The 21,759-nt window shown below is 64.0% G+C and carries 17 protein-coding genes; 11 read left to right on the forward strand and 6 right to left on the reverse strand.

Annotation, left to right across the window (positions count from 1 at the left end; all coding sequences use genetic code 11):
- Window positions 1-135 precede the first annotated feature (135 nt).
- From AYJ54_RS40115 to AYJ54_RS40140, 6 genes are all read left to right on the forward strand, one after another.
- Window positions 136-942, forward strand: coding sequence for a creatininase family protein (locus tag AYJ54_RS40115; protein ID WP_063708023.1), 807 nt, complete (start codon window positions 136-138; stop codon window positions 940-942).
- A gap of 139 nt (window positions 943-1,081) precedes the next feature.
- Window positions 1,082-1,342 (forward strand): hypothetical protein, encoded by a 261-nt coding sequence (locus AYJ54_RS40120; RefSeq protein WP_063708059.1) that lies wholly within the window; start codon window positions 1,082-1,084, stop codon window positions 1,340-1,342.
- 430 nt (window positions 1,343-1,772) lie between these two features.
- Window positions 1,773-3,713, forward strand: a complete 1,941-nt coding sequence (locus AYJ54_RS40125) for a carbohydrate porin (protein ID WP_082906051.1) — start codon at window positions 1,773-1,775, stop codon at window positions 3,711-3,713.
- Window positions 3,714-3,729: 16 nt separating this feature from the next.
- Complete coding sequence (locus tag AYJ54_RS40130; RefSeq protein WP_063708025.1) at window positions 3,730-5,463, forward strand: ABC transporter permease; 1,734 nt, start codon at window positions 3,730-3,732, stop codon at window positions 5,461-5,463.
- Between the two features lie 13 nt (window positions 5,464-5,476).
- Entirely contained in the window at window positions 5,477-6,793 is a 1,317-nt protein-coding gene (locus AYJ54_RS40135; RefSeq protein ID WP_063708026.1) for an ABC transporter ATP-binding protein, read from the forward strand.
- Window positions 6,794-6,903: 110 nt separating this feature from the next.
- Window positions 6,904-8,202, forward strand: a complete 1,299-nt coding sequence (locus tag AYJ54_RS40140; protein ID WP_063708027.1) for a hemolysin family protein — start codon at window positions 6,904-6,906, stop codon at window positions 8,200-8,202.
- 235 nt (window positions 8,203-8,437) lie between these two features.
- Here AYJ54_RS40140 and AYJ54_RS40145 read toward each other — a convergent pair whose 3' ends face one another.
- From AYJ54_RS40145 to AYJ54_RS40160, 4 genes are all read right to left on the reverse strand, one after another.
- The gene (locus AYJ54_RS40145; RefSeq protein ID WP_063708028.1) at window positions 8,438-8,677 is read right to left on the reverse strand and encodes a PilZ domain-containing protein; all 240 of its coding nucleotides are present in this window, start codon (window positions 8,675-8,677) and stop codon (window positions 8,438-8,440) included.
- Between the two features lie 101 nt (window positions 8,678-8,778).
- A complete protein-coding gene (locus tag AYJ54_RS40150) occupies window positions 8,779-10,398 on the reverse strand; it encodes an FMN-binding glutamate synthase family protein (protein WP_063708060.1) in 1,620 nt (539 codons plus the stop codon).
- 216 nt (window positions 10,399-10,614) lie between these two features.
- A complete protein-coding gene (locus AYJ54_RS40155; protein WP_245329249.1) occupies window positions 10,615-11,487 on the reverse strand; it encodes a patatin-like phospholipase family protein in 873 nt (290 codons plus the stop codon).
- 396 nt (window positions 11,488-11,883) lie between these two features.
- Window positions 11,884-12,657 (reverse strand): ferredoxin--NADP reductase, encoded by a 774-nt coding sequence (locus tag AYJ54_RS40160; RefSeq protein ID WP_063708029.1) that lies wholly within the window; start codon window positions 12,655-12,657, stop codon window positions 11,884-11,886.
- 374 nt (window positions 12,658-13,031) lie between these two features.
- On the opposite strand from AYJ54_RS40160, the gene AYJ54_RS40165 reads away from it, so the two are divergent.
- Window positions 13,032-13,961, forward strand: coding sequence for an ATP-grasp domain-containing protein (locus AYJ54_RS40165; RefSeq protein WP_063708030.1), 930 nt, complete (start codon window positions 13,032-13,034; stop codon window positions 13,959-13,961).
- Window positions 13,962-14,244: 283 nt separating this feature from the next.
- Here the strand turns inward: AYJ54_RS40165 and AYJ54_RS40170 are convergent, their stop codons facing one another.
- Both AYJ54_RS40170 and AYJ54_RS40175 read right to left on the reverse strand, forming a co-directional pair.
- Window positions 14,245-15,165 (reverse strand): amino acid ABC transporter substrate-binding protein, encoded by a 921-nt coding sequence (locus AYJ54_RS40170; RefSeq protein ID WP_063708031.1) that lies wholly within the window; start codon window positions 15,163-15,165, stop codon window positions 14,245-14,247.
- Between the two features lie 12 nt (window positions 15,166-15,177).
- The gene (locus AYJ54_RS40175) at window positions 15,178-16,473 is read right to left on the reverse strand and encodes a dicarboxylate/amino acid:cation symporter (protein WP_063708032.1); all 1,296 of its coding nucleotides are present in this window, start codon (window positions 16,471-16,473) and stop codon (window positions 15,178-15,180) included.
- A gap of 209 nt (window positions 16,474-16,682) precedes the next feature.
- On the opposite strand from AYJ54_RS40175, the gene AYJ54_RS40180 reads away from it, so the two are divergent.
- The 4 genes from AYJ54_RS40180 (at window position 16,683) to AYJ54_RS40195 (ending at window position 21,623) form a co-directional block, all read left to right on the forward strand.
- Window positions 16,683-17,684: an NADP-dependent oxidoreductase gene (locus AYJ54_RS40180; protein ID WP_063708033.1), complete on the forward strand. Its 1,002-nt coding sequence runs from the start codon at window positions 16,683-16,685 to the stop codon at window positions 17,682-17,684.
- Window positions 17,685-17,854: 170 nt separating this feature from the next.
- The gene (locus AYJ54_RS40185; RefSeq protein ID WP_063708034.1) at window positions 17,855-18,670 is read left to right on the forward strand and encodes a cysteine rich repeat-containing protein; all 816 of its coding nucleotides are present in this window, start codon (window positions 17,855-17,857) and stop codon (window positions 18,668-18,670) included.
- Window positions 18,671-18,873: 203 nt separating this feature from the next.
- Window positions 18,874-20,013: an FAD-dependent monooxygenase gene (locus tag AYJ54_RS40190; RefSeq protein ID WP_063708035.1), complete on the forward strand. Its 1,140-nt coding sequence runs from the start codon at window positions 18,874-18,876 to the stop codon at window positions 20,011-20,013.
- Window positions 20,010-21,623, forward strand: coding sequence for a benzoate-CoA ligase family protein (locus AYJ54_RS40195; RefSeq protein ID WP_063708036.1), 1,614 nt, complete (start codon window positions 20,010-20,012; stop codon window positions 21,621-21,623). The genes AYJ54_RS40190 and AYJ54_RS40195 overlap by 4 nt, the downstream gene beginning before the upstream one ends.
- Window positions 21,624-21,759: the final 136 nt, after the last annotated feature.

A 21,759-nucleotide genomic window follows, 5' to 3' on the forward strand; every position in this document is an offset into this window, starting at 1 on the left:
AGTGACTGGCCCATGTGACTAGCCCATGTGAAACCAACGCGATAAAACCGCAAGAAGTTCGGGGACGCAGCCGGCCGGGCCCGCGTCCCCTCGATATGTACAAACTACGTGACAAATTCGCGCAAAGAAACCTCGATGACGCCTCCCCGCGACTGGACCGAGATCGGCTGGACTGAGGCTAGCCCTGCGGAGGTGTCGCGCTGGATCGCGGTGCTGCCGTTGGCGGCGACCGAGCAGCACGGCCCGCATTTGCCGTTTGAGACCGACGTCCTGATCGCGGACGCCTATCTGGCGCGCGTGCGCGAGCTCTTGCCCGCAAACGTCCCAGCGACCTTCCTGCCCGTTCAACCCGTCGGGATTTCCACCGAGCATATCGACTATCCGGGCACGTTGACGCTGCCGACCGACGTCGCGCTCAAGACCTGGACCGGACTTGGCGAAGACGTCGCGCGGCGCGGCGTGAAAAAGCTCGTCATCATCACCAGCCATGGCGGCAACAGCGCAGCAATGATGCTGGTCGCGCAGGATCTTCGCGCGCATCAGAAGTTGTTCGTGGTCACGACATCCTGGTCGCGGCTGTCCGCAGCAGACAAACTGTTCCCGGCCGAGGAAGTGCGCCATGGCATCCATGGCGGCGCGGTCGAGACGTCGATCATGCTGGCGCGCTATCCCGATCAGGTGCGCATGGATGCAATCGCGGATTTTCCCGCGAGCAGCATCGCGATGGAGAAGCAGTATCGCTGGCTGTCGACACAGCGGCCCGCGCCGTTCGCCTGGCAGGCGCAGGATCTCAACGCAAGCGGCGCCGTCGGCAACGCGACGCTGGCCTCGCGCGAGCAGGGCGAGCAGCTTGTCGACCAGGGCGCGCGCGCCTTCTGCGAGCTGCTTGCCGAGGTCGATAACTTCGACGTGAGCCGGCTCGCCAGGGGCCCGCTCAGCTAGGCCGCATCCTTCTGTAATCTTTCAGGAAAGCGTTGGACTCGATGGCCGCATTTGGCGGCTTCGAACCGGACGCGAAGAGCCTCCGTCCAATTGGGCACGCGGACCACAACGCACCGCCTCAAGCCGGATGGAGTTTCAAATGTCGGTCAAGACCAAGATTGCCGCAATCGCTCTCGCTGCCCTCACTGTGGCCGGCAGTGTCGTGTCCACCACCTCGCAGGCCGAGGCGAAGCCGCTCGGCTGGGGCTGGGGGGTCGGCGCCGGCATCGCCACCGCCGCCATCGTCGGCAGCGCGATCGCCGCCAGCGACCCCTATTACAATGGCTATCACCGTTGCGGCTGGGTCGCCCAGTACAACGCCTTCGGCCGGTACGTCGGCCGCGTCCGTACTTGCTACTGATTTGAGTAGCTGAGGCCGATCTCACGTGGATCCTGCGTTCGACACGGGCGCCTCATCCACCCCGTGTCGTGCCCCCGACCCGCCCGGCTGTCCCCCCGGGCGGGTCTTCCATTTTTGGGGCCAGGATTTTGTTGCAGTCCCGTCACACAAGGATGCCAACCATCGTCTGCGGCAGACCGCGCCAGTTGCTATTGCGAATTACTCGCAATAAGGTTCGCAACGAGCGCAGGGACTTGGGAAGAAATCGTACCGGGCGGGGATCATCTCGCCGGTTCGGACGAACAACCAGGACCTGATGACAGGATCGCCGCGAATCGGCAGTGATATCGCGCCGGTTGGGGCACATTTGCGTCTGGGGGACGTGCGTTTGACGTTGAGAGGTCACCGACACCGGGTCTTGCGGACGGCTGCGATCGCCTCCAGCGTGCTGATGCTGCCCGCCGCGGGTTTTGCGGCCGACCTGCCGCTGAAAGCGCGGGCAGCAAGAACTCTCTATGACTGGACCGGCTTCTATGTCGGCGGCCATTTTGGCTATGGCGATGCGAGCTTCGGTCCCGGCACTCACCCGCTGCCGGAGCAGGGCGTGTTCCTGCCCCACAGCGCGATGGGACTGAACGGCGGATATCAGCTCGGCTATAATCGTCAACTCGCCAACAACGTCGTTCTCGGCATCGAGGCGGACGCCACGTTCCCCGGCCCGCTGGATACACCGGCGCTGGAACGGGACCCTCAACCCTTCAACACCACCATTGACTATGTCGGCACCGTGCGCGGCCGCATCGGTTACGCGTTCGGCCGCTTGATGCCTTACGTCACCGGCGGCTTCGCCTGGGGACACACCCATGTCGACATCAACGATCCCCCCGTCAGCGACGTCATTGCGCGCGTCGGACACTACCAGACGGGCTGGACGGCAGGACTTGGCCTGGAATACGCCGTCAGCGGCAACTGGACCGCAAAGGCCGAGTACGAATATGTCGACTTGTCTCGTCGGACCTACGACCTAAGCAGCTTCGGCTTCGGCGACCTCAACGTCGAACCGCGCGTCCATCTGTTCAAGCTCGGCCTGAACTATCAATTCGGCGACACGCCGTGGATGCCGCCCGTCGACGGCAAGACGAAGCTGCCTGAGTCCAGCGACTGGAATGTCCACGCACAGACGACGTTCCTGCCGCAGGGCTATGGTCCCATCCATTCGCCCTATGCCGGCCCGCAAAGCCTTCCCGGCGGTGGCCAGCTGCAGGCGACGTGGACGACGACGGCCTTCCTGGGCGCACGCCTGTGGGACGGCGGCGAGTTCTATTTCAATCCCGAGCTGGCGCAGGGTTTTGGCCTCAACGGCACGCTCGGGCTTGGCGGCTTTTCCAACGGCGAAGCGCAGAAGGCCGGCGCGGCTTTCCCGAAGATCCGGCCGCAACGCTACTATTTCAAGCAGACGTTTGGCCTCGGCGGCGAGCAGGAAGATGTCGCCGATGCGCCGAACCAGCTCGCGGGCAAGCGCGACATCGACCGCGTCACGCTGATCGTCGGCCGCTTTGCCATCGGCGATTTCTTCGACGGCAATGCTTATGCGAAGGATCCGCGCGCCGACTTCATGAACTGGGCAATGTGGGCGTCGGCAGCATACGACTTCCCCGCCGATCTTCCCGGTTATACCCGCGGCGCAGTGGTCGAGCTCAACCGCAAGGACTGGGCGATCCGCGCCGGCCTGTTTCAGGTGCCGTCCGCGCCCAATAGCGACATCCTTACCTTCAAGACGGGCGGTACCGCGGTCGAGTTCGAGGAACGCCATGCGATCTTCGAGCAGCCCGGCAAGCTGCGCGTCGGCGTCTTTGCCAACAGCGGCAACACCGCCAACTACCGCGAGGTGGTGGACCTTGCTGCGGCAAATCCGGCGCTCGACATCAACGACATTGCCACTGCGACCCAGCGCAACCGGCCCAAATACGGCTTCTACGTCAATCTCGAACAGCAGATCGTCAACGACGTCGGACTGTTCGCCCGCGCAAGCTGGAACGACGGGCAGAACCAGATCCTGTCCTTCACCGACATCGATCGCAGCATTTCAGGCGGCCTTTCGATCAAGGGCAGCCGGTGGGGACGGCCGGACGACACGGTCGGCATCGGTGGCGCGATCAATGGTTTGTCGGCCGCGCATCGCGACTTCCTTGCGGCCGGCGGGCTCGGCCTCCTGATCGGGGACGGCCAGCTCAACTATCGCACCGAACGCATCCTCGAGGCCTACTACGCCTATTCGGTGGTCAAGAACGTGACGCTGACCGCCGACTATCAATTGATCACAAACCCGGCCTATAACGCCGACCGCGGGCCGGTCTCGATCTTCTCGGGCCGCCTGCACGCCGAGTTCTAGCCCAAGGGCGGGCCCCATGAAGCCGAGATATATCCGCACGGCCGCGATCGGCCGGGCGCTGCGCCCCAATGTCTGGGACGTCGTCGCACTGATCCTGGTGATTGGCGCCATGGTGCTGATCGTCTACGGCGGCGAGCAAACCACCGCGCCCCTGTCCGAGCTGGAGCGCACGCCGGTCTCGCTCGATCCGGCAAACCTGCCGCTCTACGCGCTGCGCACCGTCTTGCGCATGCTGCTTGCGATCGTGTGTTCGACGGTCTTCACCTTCATCTACGCAGCGATCGCCGCCAAGAGCCGGCGGGCAGAGATGGTCATGATCCCGGTGCTGGACATCCTCCAGTCGGTGCCGATCCTGGGCTTCCTGACCTTCACCGTCGTCTTCTTCATGAACCTGTTTCCGAGCCAGGTGCTCGGCGCCGAGCTCGCCTCGGTGTTCGCGATCTTCACCAGCCAGGCCTGGAACATGACGTTCAGCATGTACCAGTCCATGCGCAACGTGCCCAAGGATCTGGAAGAGGCCACGCAAAGCTTTCACTTGTCCGGCTGGCAGCGCTTCTGGCGCCTCGACGTGCCGTTTGCGATGCCGGGGCTGATCTGGAACGCAATGATGTCGATGTCGGGCGGCTGGTTCTTCGTAGTCGCCTCGGAAGCGATCACTGTCGGCAATACCACGGTGACCTTGCCGGGCATCGGCTCCTATGTCGCGCTGGGCATCCAGCAGCAAGATTTGCCCGCGATCTTCTACGCCATCCTGGCGATGCTGCTCGTCATCATCGCCTACGATCAATTGCTGTTCCGTCCGATCGTCGCCTGGGCCGACAAATTCCGCTTCGAGCAGACGGCGTCCGGCGAGGCGCCGGCTTCCTGGGTACTCGACCTGTTTCGCCGGACCCGGGCGCTGCGCGCTCTCACACTTCCCTTTTCGGCGATCAATCGCGCGATCTCGAATTTACGGGTTCCGCTGCCAGAACTGCGGCCGGCGACCAAAGCCAAAGGCCGGCCGTCGCGGCTGATCGACGGGGTTTGGATTGCGCTCATCCTCGCCGGGACCGCCTATGCGGCCTGGCTGAGCTATCGTTACCTCTCGGCGAGTCTCGGCATGCCCGACGTCCTCATAGTGATCCGTGACGGGCTGATCACGTTGTTGCGCGTCGCCGTCCTGATCACCCTCGCAACGCTGATCTGGGTGCCGGTCGGCGTCTGGATCGGTTTGCGTCCGAAACTTGCCGAACGCATCCAACCGCTGGCACAGTTTCTCGCCGCGTTTCCGGCCAATCTCGCCTTTCCCGTCTTCGTCGTCGCCATCGTCAGCTTCAGGCTCAACCCCAATGTCTGGTTGAGCCCGCTGATGATCCTGGGCACACAATGGTACATCCTGTTCAACGTCATCGCGGGCGCCAGCGCCTTTCCGACCGATCTGCGCGAGGCCGCGAGCAGTCTCCACCTTGGTGGATGGCGGTGGTGGTTCAAGGTGATCATTCCCGGCATCTTCCCCTATTACGTCACCGGCGCGATCACCGCTTCCGGCGGCTCCTGGAATGCGTCGATCGTCGCGGAGGTCGCGAGCTGGGGCGACACGCATCTGAAGGCCACCGGGCTCGGCGCCTACATCGCTTCTGCGACGGAAGCCGGCGACTTCCCACGCGTCGTTCTCGGAATCGCCACGATGTGCATCTTGGTAACGTTGTTCAATCGTCTGGTCTGGCGGCCGCTCTACGCCTTCGGCGAGCGCCGCCTGCGGCTCGGGTGACGAGGAGGCCATCATGCTCGATAAAGCTTCTGCCCTTATCGATATTCGTGGTGTCTGCCGATCCTTTCCGAAGGGCAGCGGCGAGGAACTGTTGGTGCTGGAGAAGGTCGATCTGACCATCCGCTCGGGCGAGATCGTCGGCCTGCTTGGCCGTTCCGGCTCCGGCAAATCCACGTTGCTGCGGATCATCGCCGGTCTGGTAGCCCCATCCTCGGGACAGGCAACCTGCCGGGGCGAGACCATCATCGGGCCGCCGAACGGCGTCGCCATGGTGTTTCAGTCGTTCGCGCTGTTTCCCTGGCTGACGGTGCTGCAAAACGTCGAGCTTGGGCTCGAAGCGCTCGGCGTGGATGCCACGGAGCGCCGCACGCGCGCGCTGGCGGCGATCGACCTGATCGGCCTCGACGGGTTCGAGTCGGCCTATCCCAAGGAACTCTCGGGTGGCATGCGCCAGCGCGTCGGCTTTGCCCGGGCGCTGGTCGTGCATCCGGACCTACTCTTGATGGACGAGCCGTTCTCGGCGCTCGACGTGCTCACGGCCGAGACGCTGCGCACAGATCTGATTGATCTCTGGATGGAGGGCCGGCTGCCGATCAAGTCGATCCTCATGGTGACGCACAATATCGAGGAAGCAGTCTTGATGTGCGATCGCATCCTGGTGTTCTCATCGAATCCAGGTCGTGTCGCCGCCGAGATCAAGGTCGAACTCACGCATCCGCGCAACCGGCTCGATCCGCATTTTCGCCAGCTCGTCGACAGCATCTACGCGCGCATGACCCAGCGCGCGGAGCCCAAGGCGCCCGCCATCGAAGGCATCCCCGGCTCCGGCGTCGGCATGACCCTGCACCACGCATCCTCCAACGTGCTGTCCGGCCTGATCGAGACGCTGGCGGGGGCGCCCTATCACGGACACGCTGACCTGCCGGTGCTCGCAAGCCAGCTTCAGCTCGAGGCCGACGAGATCCTGCATCTCGGCGAGTCCCTGCAGCTGTTACGGTTCGCCCAGCTTAGCGAAGGCGACCTGATGCTCACCGAAGCGGGTAAGCGCTTTGCCAATCTCGAGACCGACGCGCGCAAGAGGCTGTTCGCCGAACATCTCGTCACTTACGTTCCGGTGATGGGGTTGATCCGCCGCGTGCTGGACGAACGTCCCTCGCACACCGCACCCGCAGCGCGCTTCCGCAACGAGCTCGAGGACTATATGTCCGAAGACTATGCAGACGAGACGCTGAAGACGGTGGTTTCCTGGGGCCGTTACGCAGAGCTGTTCGCCTATGACGAGCAGTCCGAGACGTTCAGCCTGGAAAACCCCGGCGGCGAGAGCGCCTGAATTTCGCCTGCGACATTTTGATCGGAACCGGCGAAACCGGCCATGAAGATCATATATTGAGGGTTCGGCCCGGCGCTCCGCCGGACCGTTAACCCATCCATTTGCGAACAATGCTCTCTGTCGAACTCGTCATCGTCGTTGTCCTGATCGTCATCAACGGCCTCTTGTCCATGTCCGAGCTGGCGGTCGTCTCCTCCCGCCCTGCGCGGCTTTCGCTGCTGGCCGCCAGGGGCGTGCGCGGCGCCGAGCGGGCGCTGATGCTGGCGGCCAATCCCGGAAAGTTCCTCTCGACGGTGCAGATCGGCATCACGCTGGTCGGCGTGCTCTCGGGCGCCTTCTCGGGCGCAACGCTGGGGCAGCGGCTGACGCAATGGCTGGTCGAACTCGGCCTGTCGGCCGGCATCGCCGACATCGTCGGCGTCGGCATCGTCGTCACCCTCATCACCTATGCGACGCTGATCGTCGGCGAGCTCGTGCCGAAACAGGTGGCGCTGCGCGACCCCGAGAGCATCGCGGTCAAGGTCGCGCCGGTGATGGACTGGCTGGCGCGGATCTCGCTGCCGCTCGTCGTTCTGCTCGATCTCTCCGGCAAGCTGATCCTCACCCTGCTCGGCCGCGGCGGCAAGGCCGAGGAGAAGGTGTCGGAGGACGAGATCCATCATCTCGTCAGCGAAGCCGAAAGCGCAGGCGTGCTGGAGCCCGGCGAGAAGGAGATGATCGCCGGCGTGATGCGGCTCGGCGACCGGCCGGTCGGCGCCGTCATGACGCCGCGCACGGAAGTCGACGAGATCGACCTGAACGACAGTCCGGAAGAGATCCAGGCGCTCATCACGAAAAGCCCGCATTCGCGCTTCCCCGTCTCGGACGGTGACCGCGACAAGCCGATCGGTGTGCTCCAGGCCAAGGACCTTCTCGTGGCCTATATGCGCGAGCGGACGCCCGATTTGCGCGCGCTGGTGCGAGAGACGCCGATCATTCCGGCCTCGGCCGACGCGCGCGACGTGCTCGCGATCCTCAAAGAAGCGCCCGTGCATATCGGCCTCGTGCATGACGAGTACGGTGCCTTCGAGGGTGTGGTGACGGCGGCCGACATTCTGGAGTCGATCGTCGGCGCGTTTCATTCCGAGGAAGGCCCGCCGGAGCCCGCCTATGTCCGGCGCGCGGACTCTTCGCTGCTGATCTCCGGCTGGATGCCGGTCGACGACTTCGGCGAGCTCCTCGGCATCGAGCTGCCGCCGCACCACCGCTACAACACGGTGGCGGGCCTCGTGCTGCAGCAGTTCAACGTGCTGCCGAACGTCGGCGACGCCTTCGATCTCGGCGACTGGCATGTCGAGGTCGTCGATCTCGATGGCCGCAGGATCGACAAGATCCTGGCGAGCCGGAGAGATGAGCGGGCGGCGGCGTAAATTTCGCTGCAAAAGCTACACGTCCGGAGTGCGCTTTTGTCTGGCGTAAAGGCATAGCCGCGCACCAACCTCCGCTCGTCGTCCCGGCGAAGGCCGGGACCCATACCCACAGGGAGAAGTTTGGTGCGAGATCTCCGTCGACGAGCCTTCGCCTAACTCGATCCTGGGGTTGGGTCCCGGCCTTCGCCGGGCAGACGATTGAGTTGTGTCAGGGGCTCGCGTCAAACGCCAGCCCTCAGCCGAACTGCACCCCGATCCGCTTTTCCTTGCGCCAGACGACACGGCAAGACAGATGCGTTCCGTCGGCCTGGATGAACAGCGTGAAGTGTTCGGGGATGCCGACCGGGCTGGTGACGTCGAGCGCTGCGCCGGTGTGCGAGAAATTGCGAACGGTGCAGTCGATCGCGCCGCCGCCGAACTCGATCGTTCCGGCCTTCAGTACGCGATGCCTAGCTTTGCTGCGTCGTTCGTCCATGGGACCAATTTGCACCCAAAGCTGACACAGACCTTAAACCTTGGCTTGGCTCGCGACGAATCCACGCCGCCGGCGGGGATATCATGCGGTGGGCCGGCGCCTCAAAGCGCCGGCTGGAACGTCTCCGCCCGCGCCATCCGCCAGGCGTCGCGGAAGCGCGAGTCCTCCGTGCCTTCGAGCAGCTCGCCCGGGCGGAGCGACGGATAGAGCTGTGCAAAGGACTTCACCTCGGTCGTCGAATTGCGCTGGGTGAAGTGGATCGGGCGCAGCTGCTGCGGATGTTCGAGGCCGGCGGCGGCGATCAGCTCGGATAGCGAGTGCAGCGTCGCATGGTGATAGTTGTGCACGCGGTCGATCTTGAGCGGCACATAGAGCGCGCGCGCCCGCGTCGGATCCTGCGTCGCGACGCCGGTCGGGCAGCGGTCGGTGTGGCAGCTCAGCGACTGGATGCAGCCGAGCGAGAACATGAAGCCGCGCGCCGAATTGCACCAGTCGGCGCCGATCGCCATCGCGCGCGCCATATCGAAGGCGGTGGCGATCTTGCCGGACGCGCCGATCTTGATGCGGTCGCGCGCATTGATGCCGACTAGCGCATTGTGGACGAAACTGACGCCTTCCCGCATCGGCATGCCCAGATGATCCATGAATTCCAGCGGCGCGGCCCCGGTGCCGCCCTCATTGCCGTCGACGACGATGAAGTCGGGGTAGATGCCGGTCTCCAGCATCGCCTTGCAGATCGCCAGGAATTCCCAGGGGTGACCGATGCACAGTTTGAAGCCGGCCGGCTTGCCGCCGGACAGCCTGCGCATCTCGGCGACGAACTGCATCATGCCGACCGGGGTCGAGAACGCGCGGTGCGAGGCCGGCGAGATGCAATCCTCGCCCATCGAGACGCCGCGGATCTTGGAGATCTCTTCCGAGACCTTGGCGGCCGGCAGCACGCCGCCATGGCCGGGCTTGGCGCCCTGGCTGATCTTGAGCTCGACCATCTTGATCTGGTCTTCGCTGGCAACACGTGCGAACGCGTCCGGATCGAAGCTGCCATCGAGATGACGGCAGCCGAAATAGCCGGAGCCGATCTCCCAGATGATGTCGCCGCCCATCTCGCGGTGATAGGGGCTGAAGCCGCCCTCCCCGGTATCATGCGCGAAGCCGCCCTTTTTCGCGCCGGCGTTCAGCGCGCGCACCGCGTTCGGGCTGAGCGCGCCGAAGCTCATCGCGGAGATGTTGAACACCGACGCCGAATAGGGCTTCTTGCAGTCGGGGCCGCCGATGGTGATGCGGAATTTCTCCTCCGCCCGCATCTTCGGCGAGACCGAATGATGCATCCACTCATAGCCCTCGCGGTAGACGTCCTCCTGGGTGCCGAACGGACGCTTGTCCAGCTCCATCTTGGCGCGCTGATAGACCACCGCGCGGGTGTCGCGCGAGAACGGCATGCCGTCCTTCTCGCTCTCGAAGAAATACTGCCGCATCTCGGGCCGGATCTCCTCGAGCAGGAAGCGTATGTGCGCCGAAATCGGGTAGTTGCGCAGGACCGCGTGACTCTTCTGGAGCAGATCGCGGACGCCGAGCAGCGTCAGCGCGCCGAAAATCAGGATCGGTGTCAGCAGGATGTCGAAGATCTTGCGGTCGGCGATGCCGATCAGGAGCGCAGTGACGACCGCGCAAATCGTCAGGACGATGAAGCGCGGCGAGAATGGAAGCAGCAGAGTTTCCATGACACTCTCTTCCATGTCCCCCTTCATGGCCCCCTGCGGGGAGTTTAGTTCTTTGTTGTCGTCGGCCACGATCACATCCTCTCGTCGAAAATGACGGGATACGGTACGCCCGCGTCGTCCTGCGGTTATGACGCGATTAAGGTTCAGGCTACCGAATTCGGTTGGCGCAAATCAATCCATCCGGTGGGCGGCTTTTGCGGTGCAAAAGATGACAAGTCAGTGACCATGCGGCATCGCCTCATGGGGAATATGGCCGTGTCGTTCGAGGCCATCCTGCGCCAGCCAGGCATCGGTGCTCCTGATGGCGCGCTCGATATGGTCGTCGGTCCGCGAAAAATCGTAAGGTGAACCCACCAGCGGACAGAGCGGCGGCACTACGACATATTCGATATCGGAGGCGAGTCCCTTGAGCTCCCCCACCAGCTGCCGCGCGATCAGCAGCGTCAGCGCATGCAGGGCGTTGGCGACAGCACCCACCGGGGGATTCTCGATCGCGCAGGCATGCCCTGCAGGCAGCACGATCAGCCGCTTTGCGCCCTTCTGCACCGCGACCCGGATCGGCGTGTTCGACGAGATCGCGCCGTCGGCGAGGAACTGATTGCGATAGTGGACTGGCGTGAAGGCGCCGGGAATCGCCGTGGACGCCAGGATCGCCTCCAGCGCCGGCCCCTCCGAAAGCACCACGCTTTCGCCGGAGATGAAATTGGTGGTGACGATGTGGATGGGAAGCCCGGCATCCTGGAGGTTGCGATAAGGCAGGTGATCCTCGACCAGCTTGCGGATGCCGTCATGCGAGATCAAAAAATCCCGCCGCCACATGAAGCCGAGCAGGGTCCGCCAGGTGACCGGAAAGACGTCGCGACGCTTCAGGCCGCGCCAGATCGCCTCCAGCCCAAGGACCCCCTTGAGCGAGGGATCCCCGGCATAGTAGGCGCCGTTGATCGCACCGACGCTGGAGCCGACCACAAGATCCGCGACGACCCCGTGCTTGGCCAGCGAATGCATCATGCCGACCTGGATCGCCCCGAAGCTGCCGCCGCCCGCGAGCACGAAGGCGGTCGGCTTCGCCGAACGACCATGGTCGATCACGGACAAGGCGTGCGCAGCTCCCCCAGCTCTCGCACCGCAACATCGCCGCGAGATTTTGGAGCGAACTTATAGCAAGGCCCGCGCGAAGCGCGCCAATAACAAAGTCGGGGGAGGATGGTGAGTGGGGAGAGAGAGGGAGGCGAATGCTTGAGATGAAGCGAGGACCGAGCCTTACACTCCGGTGTCGTCCCGGCCTAGTGCGCAATTGCGCACGGGGGGCCGGGACCCAACCCCAGGGAGTTGTTGTGGCGCGAAGCTAGTGGTTACAAGTCTTCGCCAACTCAATCTTGTGGTTGGGTCCCGGATCTGCGCTTCGCTTGTCCGGGACGACGGCCGTCTGAGTGGCAACGCCTCAAATCGACGGCGGCAATGATCAGAGATCATCGCCCGCGGCGATCAGCGCTCCACGAACGCCTTCTCGATCACGAAATGGCCGGGCGAGTTGCTTGCGCCCTCGACGAAATCGCGGCCTTCGAACATGACGCGCAGCTCTTCCAGCATCGCCGGGCTGCCGCACATCATGATGCGGTCGGTGGCGATGTCGAGCGGGGCCTGGCCGATGTCGTTGAAGAGCTGCTCGGAGTTGATGAGGTCGGTGATGCGGCCGCGATTGCGGAACGGCTCGCGGGTCACGGTCGGATAATAGACGAGCTTCTCCGACAGCAGCGGCCCGAACAGCTCGTCTTCACGCAAGTTGGCGACGAGCTGCTCGCCATAGGCGAGCTCGGAGACCTGGCGGCAGCCATGCACCAGCACGATGGTCTCGAACTGGTCGTACACGTCGGGATCCTTGATCAGGCTTGCGAATGGCGCGAGCCCGGTGCCGGTCGACAGCAGCAGGAGCCGCTTGCCGGGAATGAGGTTGTCGGTGACGAGCGTGCCGGTCGCCTTGCGGCCGACCAGGATGGTGTCGCCTTCCTTGATCTTCTGGAGGCGCGAGGTGAGCGGGCCGTCCTGAACCTTGATCGAGAAGAACTCGAGCTCCTCCTCGTGATTGGCGCTCGCCATGCTGTACGCGCGCAGCAGCGGGCGGCCGTCGACCTCGAGGCCGATCATTGCGAACTGGCCGTTCTGGAAGCGGAAGCCGGTATCGCGGGTGGCGCGGAAGCTGAACAGCGTGTCGGTCCAGTGGTGGACGGAAAGAACCTTCTCTCGGTAAAACGCGCTCATGATTTTCGATATTCCGAATATTTGCGGTTTTAGAACAAAAGCGTTGCCCGGCCCCTGAAAGCGAGGCGAACACCACTTGTCATGGCGGAGGATTTCGCGTGTGTGATCTACGCCATTGAGGCCAGGAATCAACCTCGTTTCTGCTGCAATTGGCGCCGATCAGACCGGCTTTTCCGGCGGATTAGGCCTATCACTAACGAATTTTCCGCGCCGTGCGCGCAGCGGGCAATTTCTTTTCCCTGCAAGCCTCGATCGCAGCACTTAATTTCCAACCTGCTCGCGAGAATTTCATTAAGAATAGCTCTGATTTTCAGCCCGGTTTGGCGCCGTTTCCCGCATTTTTGCGGCTTTCGGCAGGTGGAACGCTTCAAGACATGGCAAGCGAGCGAGTCTTCGTCCAGGCAATCAGGCGCTATTGCGCCCGCCACAACGTCACGGTCGATGTCCGCCCCGGTGGCTGGCTGGTCGCAATGCGCCGGGGCGCAAAATGCCACTTCGCCTTCGGCTACGACATCGGCCTCAACAGCGCCATCGCACATCGCCTCGCCAACGACAAATCCGCGACCGCGGAGGTGCTGGCGCTCGCGGGCGTGCCGTGCATTGCCCATCACCTCTTCCTCAATCCGAAGATGGGTGTGCACGTCGTCGGTTCCACCTGGCGCGAGGCGATGCTGGCGCTGCTTGTGCAGAATCCGCAAGGCGTGGTGGTGAAACCCAATGAGGGCACCTCGGGACGCTACGTGTTCAAGGCAACGAGCCGCGACGAACTCGACCACGCGGTCGGCGAGGTCTTTTCATCGAGCCTCGGGCTCGTGATCTCGCCCTATGTCGCGATCGAGGAGGAAGTCCGGGTGATCCTGCTCGATCAGACGCCGATGATCGTCTACAGCAAGAAGCGTCCGTTGGTCGTCGGCGATGGCGTGCACAGCCTGCGCGAACTGGCGCGTGCGGCGGGACACGACGGGCGTCTCGGCGAGTGCGATGCGCAGACGTTGGACGCCGTCGTGCCCAGTGGCGAGCGGCGCGTCCTGACCTGGCGGCACAATCTCGACGCCGGCGCGCAGCCGGTGCTCGTGGAGGACGGTGCAGCTCAAGCGGCCTGCGTGAAGCTCGCCATCGACGCCGCAAGCGCCATCGGCATCGCCTTCGCATCGATCGACGTGATCCGCGTCGATGGCGCCTGGCAGGTGCTCGAAATCAATTCCGGCGTGATGATGGAGGCGCTGGCAAAGCTCTATCCGGAGCTGGTGCAGGCGACGTACGATGCGGCGCTGGATCGGGTGTTTGGGGAAACGGTGTGTTGAACGCGGAGTTAGATTCTTCTTCAGCCACGCGCTCGCCGCCTTCCCTTCTCCCCTTGTGGGAGAAGGTGGCATAGGCGGCCTTCGGCCGCCGTTCTTAAGAGAACGCCGAAGCGAAGCTTCGGCTATGGCGCCGGGGATGAGGGGTTGCATCCGCGTGTCCTGCTGCGAGAGGCGCACTCGTGGAGAGAGACCCCTCACCCGGCTTCGCTACGCGAAGCCACCCTCTCCCACAAGGGGAGAGGGTGCACCGAGCCTGCGGCGCGATCACAGCAACGCAAACGCACTAATTATTCGCGCTGGCTGAATCGTCCATCGCTTTGAACGCCTCTTCCAGCTGCAGCGAGATCGGCACGTTCAGCCGCTCGCCGGTGGGAAGCCGTGCGGTGAACCATTTGTTGTAGAGCGGCACCAGGTCGTGGTTGGAGCCGAGCTTGCGGAAGGTACGCTCGACCACGGCGGAGAGCTGCGGCTCGCCCTTGCGGAACATGATGCCGTAGGGATCGTAGGACAGATAGTCGCCGGTGACGCGGAACTTGTCCTGCGCCTTGTGGCGCACGATCAGACCGTAGAGCAGGATGTCGTCGGTTGCGAACGCGTCCGCCTTGCCGTCGGCGAGCGTCTGGTATGACTGCTCGTGGTCGGCTGCGGTGATGATGTTCAGTCCCAGCGAGAACTTCTTGTCGGCCGCATGCATCGCCTGCTCGTTGGTGGTGCCCTTGGTCACCACCACGGTCTTGCCCTTGAGATCTGTGACGGCCGAAACGCTCGAGGCTTTCGGCACCATAAGCTTGGTTCCGGCGACGAACATCAGGGGCGAGAAAGCGACGCGTTTGCCGCGCTCGGCATTGGCCGTCGTCGAACCGCATTCCAGATCGATCTTGTTCTGAAGCACCGCGTCTATGCGGTCGTCGGATGTGACCTTGACGTACTCGATCTTCAAATTGGGATCGTCCACCTCGATGCCGATCTCCTCGACGATGGCCTCGCAGAGCTCGAGGCTGTAGCCGATCGGACGATTGGCCTGGTCGAGGAAGGAGAACGGCGGCGAGCTCTCGCGATAGCCGAGCCGCACGGTGTGCGCATTCTTGATGGCCGACAGCGTCGGGCTAAGCCCTTCACTGCCGCCGCCCTGGGCGGAGGCGCCGGTTGCCAGCAGACAAGCCGCCAGCAACAGACCGCCCGAAATCGCCGTTAAGGGGCGCATGAGGCACTCCCATCAATGGCCGGCCATCGCGGGCACTTCGCCGGGCACCATGTCGCCCGGCACGACCTCGTCCGGTCCGAGCGCATGCTCAGGCCCGAGTTCGCCTTCCCACTTCGCGACCACGGCGGTGGCGAGCGAGTTGCCGATCACGTTGGTGGCGCTGCGGCCCATGTCGAGGAAGGTGTCGATGCCCATGATCATCAACAGGCCCGCCTCGGGAATGCCGAACTGGGCCAGCGTGGATGCGATCACCACCAGTGAGGCCCGCGGCACGCCGGCGACCCCCTTGGACGTGATCATCAGCGTTGCCAGCATCGCGAGCTGCGTCGCGAGCGACATCTCGATGTGGTAGGTCTGCGCGATGAAGATGCTGGCGAAGGTGCAGTACATCATCGTGCCGTCGAGGTTGAAGGAGTAGCCGAGCGGCAGCACGAAGCTCGATATCCGCGAAGAGGCGCCGAACTTGGTCAGACCCTCCAGCGTCTTGGGATAGGCGGCCTCCGAGCTCGCGGTCGAGAACGCGATCATCAGCGGCTCGCGGATCAGTCTGAGCAGATGGCTGTATCGCGGCCCGATCACGATGAAGCCGACGATGACCAGGACGCCCCACAGGATCAGGAGCGACAGATAGAAGCCGCCCATGAACACGACGAGCTTCCACAGCACCAGAAGACCATTCTTGGCGACCGTCGCGGTGATGGCAGCCCAGACCGCGAGCGGCGCGAACAGCATCACATAGCTCGTCACCTTGAGCATGATGTGGGAGATGTCGTCGATCAGGCTGAGGATCGGCTTCGAGCGCTCGGGCATCGCGCCCATCGCCACCGAGAAGAACACGGCGAAGATGACGATCTGCAGGATCTCGTTCTGCGCCATCGCGTCCGCAATCGAGGTCGGGATCAGATGGGTCAGGAATTTCTCGATCGAGAAGGCCGAGACCGGCAGGCCGGTCGACTGCGCCTTGTCTGGCAACGTGCCGGGGAAGTTCGCACCGGGCTGGAGCAGGTTGACCATGATCAGCCCCAGCATCAGCGACACGAAGGAGGCGCTCACGAACCAGCCCATGGTCTTGGCAAAGATGCGTCCGAGCTTCGAGCCCGAACCCATATGGGCGATGCCGCCGACCAGGGTCGCGAACACCAGCGGCGCGATGATCATCTTGATCAACCGCAGGAACATCATGGCGATCAGGTTGATGGACGCAGCCCATTCGGCTCGCGTATCCGGGAGGAAGTTGTAGATCGCCGAGCCCATGACGATGCCCAGCACCATCGCGGCCAGAATGTATTGCGTAAACCTGTTCGACATCGCTTACCCCCAGGTACACCGGCGCTTCATGATGTCGCAGATATTACAACTACGCAACACGCTTGGCGTGCGGTCGCAACGCCTGGATGTTCCCGTTGCGAAACTGAGGCCACCGCTCTAGCCTTCATGCAGCGCACAACGAATGCGGCTTGCACGTTTTCCTTGCGGCGGCTGCATCAATAATCGTCAGACGATCAAGGGGGAATGCAATGAGCGGAAACGTCAATCGCCAGATTCTTCTGGTTGAAAAGCCGAGCGGCAAGCTCGGTCCCGAGCATTTCAAGATGGTGGAGAGCGTGGTGCCGGAGCCGAAGAACGGCGAGGCCTTGCTGCGCGTGCGATACATCTCGCTCGATGCCGCCAACCGCGCCTGGATGCACGGCGCGACCTACCGCTCCGCGGTCGAAGCGAACAGCGTCATGGCCGGCGGCGCCATCGCCGAGGTCGTGAGCGCGAAGGCGCCGGGGCTCGCGCCCGGCGACATCGTGTTCGGCGACACCGGCTGGCAGGATTATGCCGCGGTGCCGGCGAAGCACCTCACGAAAATGCCGAAGCTCGAACCGCTCACGCACTTGCTCAGCGTGTTCGGCATCGCTGGCCTCACCGCCTATTTCGGCCTGCTCGAGATCGGCAAGCCAAAAGAAGGCGAGACTGTCGTGGTCTCGGCCGCGGCGGGCTCGGTCGGCTCGATCGTCGGACAGATCGCGAAGATCAGGGGATGCCGCGTCATCGGCATCGCCGGCGGCGCGGACAAATGCAACTGGCTGACCTCCGAGCTCGGCTTCGATGCGGCCGTCGACTACAAGGACGGCGCGGTCTTCAAGGCGCTGCGCGCGGCCGCGCCAAAGGGCATCGACGTCTATTTCGACAATGTCGGCGGTGACATTCTCGAAGCCTGCCTGCCGCAGATGAACAATTACGGCCGCATCGCCTGCTGCGGCGCGATCTCGCAATATGACGGCGTGCCCTCCGCGCACGGCCCGCGCGGCGTGCCCGGGCTGATCGTGGTGAAGCGGCTCGTCATGCAGGGATTCATCGTGATGGATTTCATGGATCAGCGCGATCGCGCGCTTGCGGAGCTCCAGGCCTGGGTCAAATCCGGCAAGCTGAAGGTCCAGGAGGACATCATCGACGGGCTGGAGAACACGCCGAAGGCGCTGATCGGATTGCTTGCGGGCGAGAACCGCGGCAAACGCATGGTCAAGCTCTGACGTCGTTACGTCGTATCCGACCGGTACAATCTACTTGCGGTAGCGGCCGAAGCGGCCAATGATGAGGCTTGCGAGGCCATAACTCGCGACGATTGCGATCGCATCAATTTTGAATTTTGGGAGCGGCGAGCAGAACGCCGCGCGCTTCCTGACAGGGCAGGATTTTGCAGATGTTCAAGACATTGAAACATGTCGCAACACGCCGGGCGTTGCTGGGGGCGGCGCTCTTCGCAGTTGCAACACCAAGCTTCGCACAGGCCCCGACCGATGCCCAGAAGAGCGCGATCCGCTCAGCATGCCGGGCCGACTTTCAGGCACATTGCTCGAGCGTTACGCCGGGCGGCGCGGAGGCGCTGCAATGTCTCCAGAGTCACATGTCGAACCTGTCATCGGCGTGCCAGAGTGCGGTGCGAGCGATCCAGCCTGCGGCGGCACCCAATACTGAACCCAAGGCCGAAGCCGCGCCCAAATCTGAACCGGCAAAGTCTGAAGCGGCCCCTGCCGCTGAACCCGCGGCCAAGCCGGCGGCCGCGGCCACTCCGAAAGCCGCCGCGCCAAAGCAGCCGAGCAGCGCGCAGGTTGCGGCGATCAAGAGCGCCTGCCGTGCCGACTATCCCAAGGTTTGCGCCGGCGTACCGCCGGGCGGCGCTGCCGCGCTCGAGTGCCTGGAGAAGAACAAGGCGAAGGTGTCGCCGGCCTGCGAGAGGGCCGTGAGCGCCGCATCCGGCGGTGGCGCGGCAGCGGCCGCGCCTGCAGGTGCCGCGACCGCGGCCGCTCCCGCGGCGGCTCCCACCGTCATCGTGCTCCGGCCGTTGCGCCCGCGCGAAGAGCTGTTGATCGTCCGGTCGGCGTGCGGCGGCGACATCCGCACGGTGTGCGCCGGCGTGGCGCCGGGCGGCGGCCGCATCGCGCAATGCCTCGCATCCAACGCGGCATCGCTGTCGCCCGCCTGCAAAGAGGTCCTCGCGCCATTCGCGGCGCGATAGGGCCGCACGCGACCGCGCGCGGCCCGGGTGGTCAGGCCGGCACAGTTTGGCTATGCTGGCCGGCATGAACTTTCGCGTCGAGCGCGGGGCCGGACCATGTTCCGGCGCGCCGTGCCTTGCCGATAATTCCTCTGGCGCCGGACGCTGGAGGAGATTAGTCTAGCCCTAGATAGTAAGTATACTGTCAATTAGGGAGGCAGACTTTGCAGATCGCCGTGATCGGCGGGGGGCCCGGCGGGCTCTACTTCGCCTATCTCTGGAAGAAGCGCCACCCCGATGACCAGGTCGACCTGTTCGAACAGAACCCGGCCGACGCGACCTGGGGCTTTGGCGTCGTGTTCTCCGACCAGGCGCTGGAGTTCCTGCGGGCCGACGACCCCGAGACGGTCGACGCGATCGCGCCGCATATGGAAAGCTGGGAGAACATCACGCTGAACCTGCGCGGCGACAGCGTGGCGATCGACGGCGTCGGCTTCTCCTCGATCGGCCGGCTCGAACTCCTGAAGTTCCTGCAGCAGCGCGCGCTTGATGCCGGCGTCACGCCACGCTTCGATACTCAGGTCAATTCGATCGACCAGCTCAACGGCCACGATCTGATCGTCGCGGCCGACGGATTGAACTCGCTGGTGCGCCGCGCCTACGAGGGCGATTTCGGCACCTCGCTATCCTACTCCTCCAACAAGTTCGTCTGGTATGGGACGTCCAAGCGCTTCGACACGCTGTCGCAGACCTTCGTGAAGACCGACCGCGGCGCCTTCAACGCCCATCACTACCGCTACTCGCCGAACATGAGCACCTTCCTGGTCGAGTGCGACCACGCCACCTGGCACGCTTATGGCTTCGCCTACAAGGACGTCGAGCAGTCCAAGGGCATCTGCGAGGAAGTCTTTGCAGATACGCTCGGCGGCCACTGCCTGGTCTCCAACAAATCGGTCTGGCGCAATTTCCCCTGGGTCTGGAACGAGCACTGGTCTTTCAAGAACATGGTGCTGATCGGCGATGCCCTGCACTCGGCGCATTTCTCGATCGGCTCGGGCACGCGGCTCGCGATCGAGGACGCCATTGCGCTGGTCAAGGCGCTGGAATCGGATGCGCATCTTGCGACCGCGCTGCAACGCTATCAGGCCGAACGCAAGCCGGTCGTGCAGAAGCTCGTCGATGCCGCGCGCACCAGCGCCGACTGGTACGAACATTTCGCCGACCACATGAAGCTCGACCTGATGGATTTTGCCTACAGCTACATCACCCGGTCCGGGCGCATCGACGATTCCCGGCTGCGCGCGATGTCGCCGGCCTTCATGGCGCAGTATGAGGTCGCCAAGAACGGCGGGAGCCCGGAATGAACAGCGAGATCCCCGACCACGTGCCCGCCGGCAGCCCGGGCGCGCGCGAGATCGGCTTTGCCGTTCCGCAAACCTACAATGCGAGCCGCGTGTTGTTCGACAACCTCGCCAAGGGGCGCGGTGACAAGGTCGCACTGATCGGACCGGCCGGCACGCGCACCTATGCCGAACTTTGCGCTGAAGCTTGCCGGTGGGGTAACGGCTTCGCCTCGCTCGGATTGAAGCGCGGCGATCGCGTGCTGCTGTTCCTCGACGACACGCCGGCCTATCCGGCCGCTTTCTTCGGCGCGGTGCGTGCCGGCTTCGTGCCGCTGCTGATCAACACGCTGACGCCGCCCGATCTCCTGCAATTCTATCTCGCCGATTCCGGAGCGAGTGCTGCGGTGGCGGATGCCGAATTCGCCTCGCGCTTCACTGCGGAGGCCTGCAAGGCTACCTCTCTGCGCGCGCTGGTCGTCGTCAACGGCGCAGTTCGCGATCACGCCGCGCCTGCGGCGATCGCCGCAGCCAGCTGGCTCGCGCAGTTTCCGACCGAGCTCGCTGAAGCTGCGACGCATCGCAACGAGATGGCGTTCTGGATGTACTCCTCCGGCTCGACCGGCCGGCCCAAGGGCATCGTGCATCTCCAGCACGACATGGCCTATAGCGACGTCGCCTTTGCGCAGAGTGTGTTGAAGCTCACGCCGGACGACATCTGCTTCTCGGTGCCAAAAATCTTCTTCGCCTATGGCTTCGGCAACTCCGTCACCTTTCCGTTCTCGGCCGGTGCGGCGACGCTGCTCCTGCCGGGCCAGCCGAAGCCCGCAGCGATCTTCGCCGCAATCGAACAGTACAAGCCGACGGTCTTCTTCGGCCTGCCGACGCTCTACACCTCGCTGACCAAGGCGGAGGGCGCGCAACAGACGGACTTCTCGTCGCTGCGCATGGCGCTCTCGGCGGCAGAAGTGCTCTCGGCCGAAGTCTTCAACGGCTGGAAGAAGCTCACCGGCCTCGAGATCGTCGAAGGCCTCGGCTCGACCGAGGTGCTGCACATCTATCTCTCCAACCGCGAGGGGCAGAAGAAGCTCGGCGCCGCGGGCCTGCGCGTGCCCGGCTACGAAGTCGCGCTGCGCGACAAGGACGGCCGTGATGTCGGCGACGACGAGGAAGGAATCCTCTGGGTGCGCGGCGATTCCAACACGCCGCTGTACTGGAACCGGCCGGACAAATCGGCGGAAACAATCCGCGAGGGTGGCTGGATCTACACCGGCGACCGCTTCGTGCGCGATTCCGACGGCTTCCACTTCTTCCGCGGCCGCGCCGATGATCTCGTCAAGATCTCCGGCCAGTGGGTCTATCCGCTCGAGGTCGAGCTGTGCCTCGCCGATCACCCCGACATCCGCGAATGCGCGGTGTTCGCCGCCGAATTGCCGGACCGCCGCATGACGCTGAAGGCGGTGGTGGTGATGAACCAGCGGGGCGTCGACCAGAGTGAGACGACGCGCAGACTGCAGGACTATGTGAAGGGCAAGCTATTGCCGTACAAATATCCGCGCGAGGTGATATTCATCGACGAGCTGCCGAAGACGGGCACGGGGAAGATCGACCGGCAGGCGTTGTTGCGGATGTGAGGGGCGGACGATCGTGAGGAACGCAACGCGCCACCACATTCTCAACTGTCGTCCCGGCGAAGGCCGGGACCCATAACCCCAGGGAGAAGTTGTGGTGCGAAGTCGGTAACCACGAGTCTTCGCCAAACTACTCCCT

The sequence above is a fragment of the Bradyrhizobium centrolobii genome, assembly GCF_001641635.1.
Taxonomy (GTDB): domain Bacteria; phylum Pseudomonadota; class Alphaproteobacteria; order Rhizobiales; family Xanthobacteraceae; genus Bradyrhizobium; species Bradyrhizobium centrolobii.

Coding starts and splice junctions, on each gene's coding strand:
- AYJ54_RS40115 (WP_063708023.1), top strand. CDS start 136: ATGACGCCTCCCCGCGACTGGACCGAGATCGGCTGGACTGAGGCTAGC.
- AYJ54_RS40120 (WP_063708059.1), top strand. CDS start 1,082: ATGTCGGTCAAGACCAAGATTGCCGCAATCGCTCTCGCTGCCCTCACT.
- AYJ54_RS40125 (WP_082906051.1), top strand. CDS start 1,773: ATGCTGCCCGCCGCGGGTTTTGCGGCCGACCTGCCGCTGAAAGCGCGG.
- AYJ54_RS40130 (WP_063708025.1), top strand. CDS start 3,730: ATGAAGCCGAGATATATCCGCACGGCCGCGATCGGCCGGGCGCTGCGC.
- AYJ54_RS40135 (WP_063708026.1), top strand. CDS start 5,477: ATGCTCGATAAAGCTTCTGCCCTTATCGATATTCGTGGTGTCTGCCGA.
- AYJ54_RS40140 (WP_063708027.1), top strand. CDS start 6,904: ATGCTCTCTGTCGAACTCGTCATCGTCGTTGTCCTGATCGTCATCAAC.
- AYJ54_RS40145 (WP_063708028.1), bottom strand. CDS start 8,677: ATGGACGAACGACGCAGCAAAGCTAGGCATCGCGTACTGAAGGCCGGA.
- AYJ54_RS40150 (WP_063708060.1), bottom strand. CDS start 10,398: ATGGAAACTCTGCTGCTTCCATTCTCGCCGCGCTTCATCGTCCTGACG.
- AYJ54_RS40160 (WP_063708029.1), bottom strand. CDS start 12,657: ATGAGCGCGTTTTACCGAGAGAAGGTTCTTTCCGTCCACCACTGGACC.
- AYJ54_RS40165 (WP_063708030.1), top strand. CDS start 13,032: ATGGCAAGCGAGCGAGTCTTCGTCCAGGCAATCAGGCGCTATTGCGCC.
- AYJ54_RS40170 (WP_063708031.1), bottom strand. CDS start 15,165: ATGCGCCCCTTAACGGCGATTTCGGGCGGTCTGTTGCTGGCGGCTTGT.
- AYJ54_RS40175 (WP_063708032.1), bottom strand. CDS start 16,473: ATGTCGAACAGGTTTACGCAATACATTCTGGCCGCGATGGTGCTGGGC.
- AYJ54_RS40180 (WP_063708033.1), top strand. CDS start 16,683: ATGAGCGGAAACGTCAATCGCCAGATTCTTCTGGTTGAAAAGCCGAGC.
- AYJ54_RS40185 (WP_063708034.1), top strand. CDS start 17,855: ATGTTCAAGACATTGAAACATGTCGCAACACGCCGGGCGTTGCTGGGG.
- AYJ54_RS40195 (WP_063708036.1), top strand. CDS start 20,010: ATGAACAGCGAGATCCCCGACCACGTGCCCGCCGGCAGCCCGGGCGCG.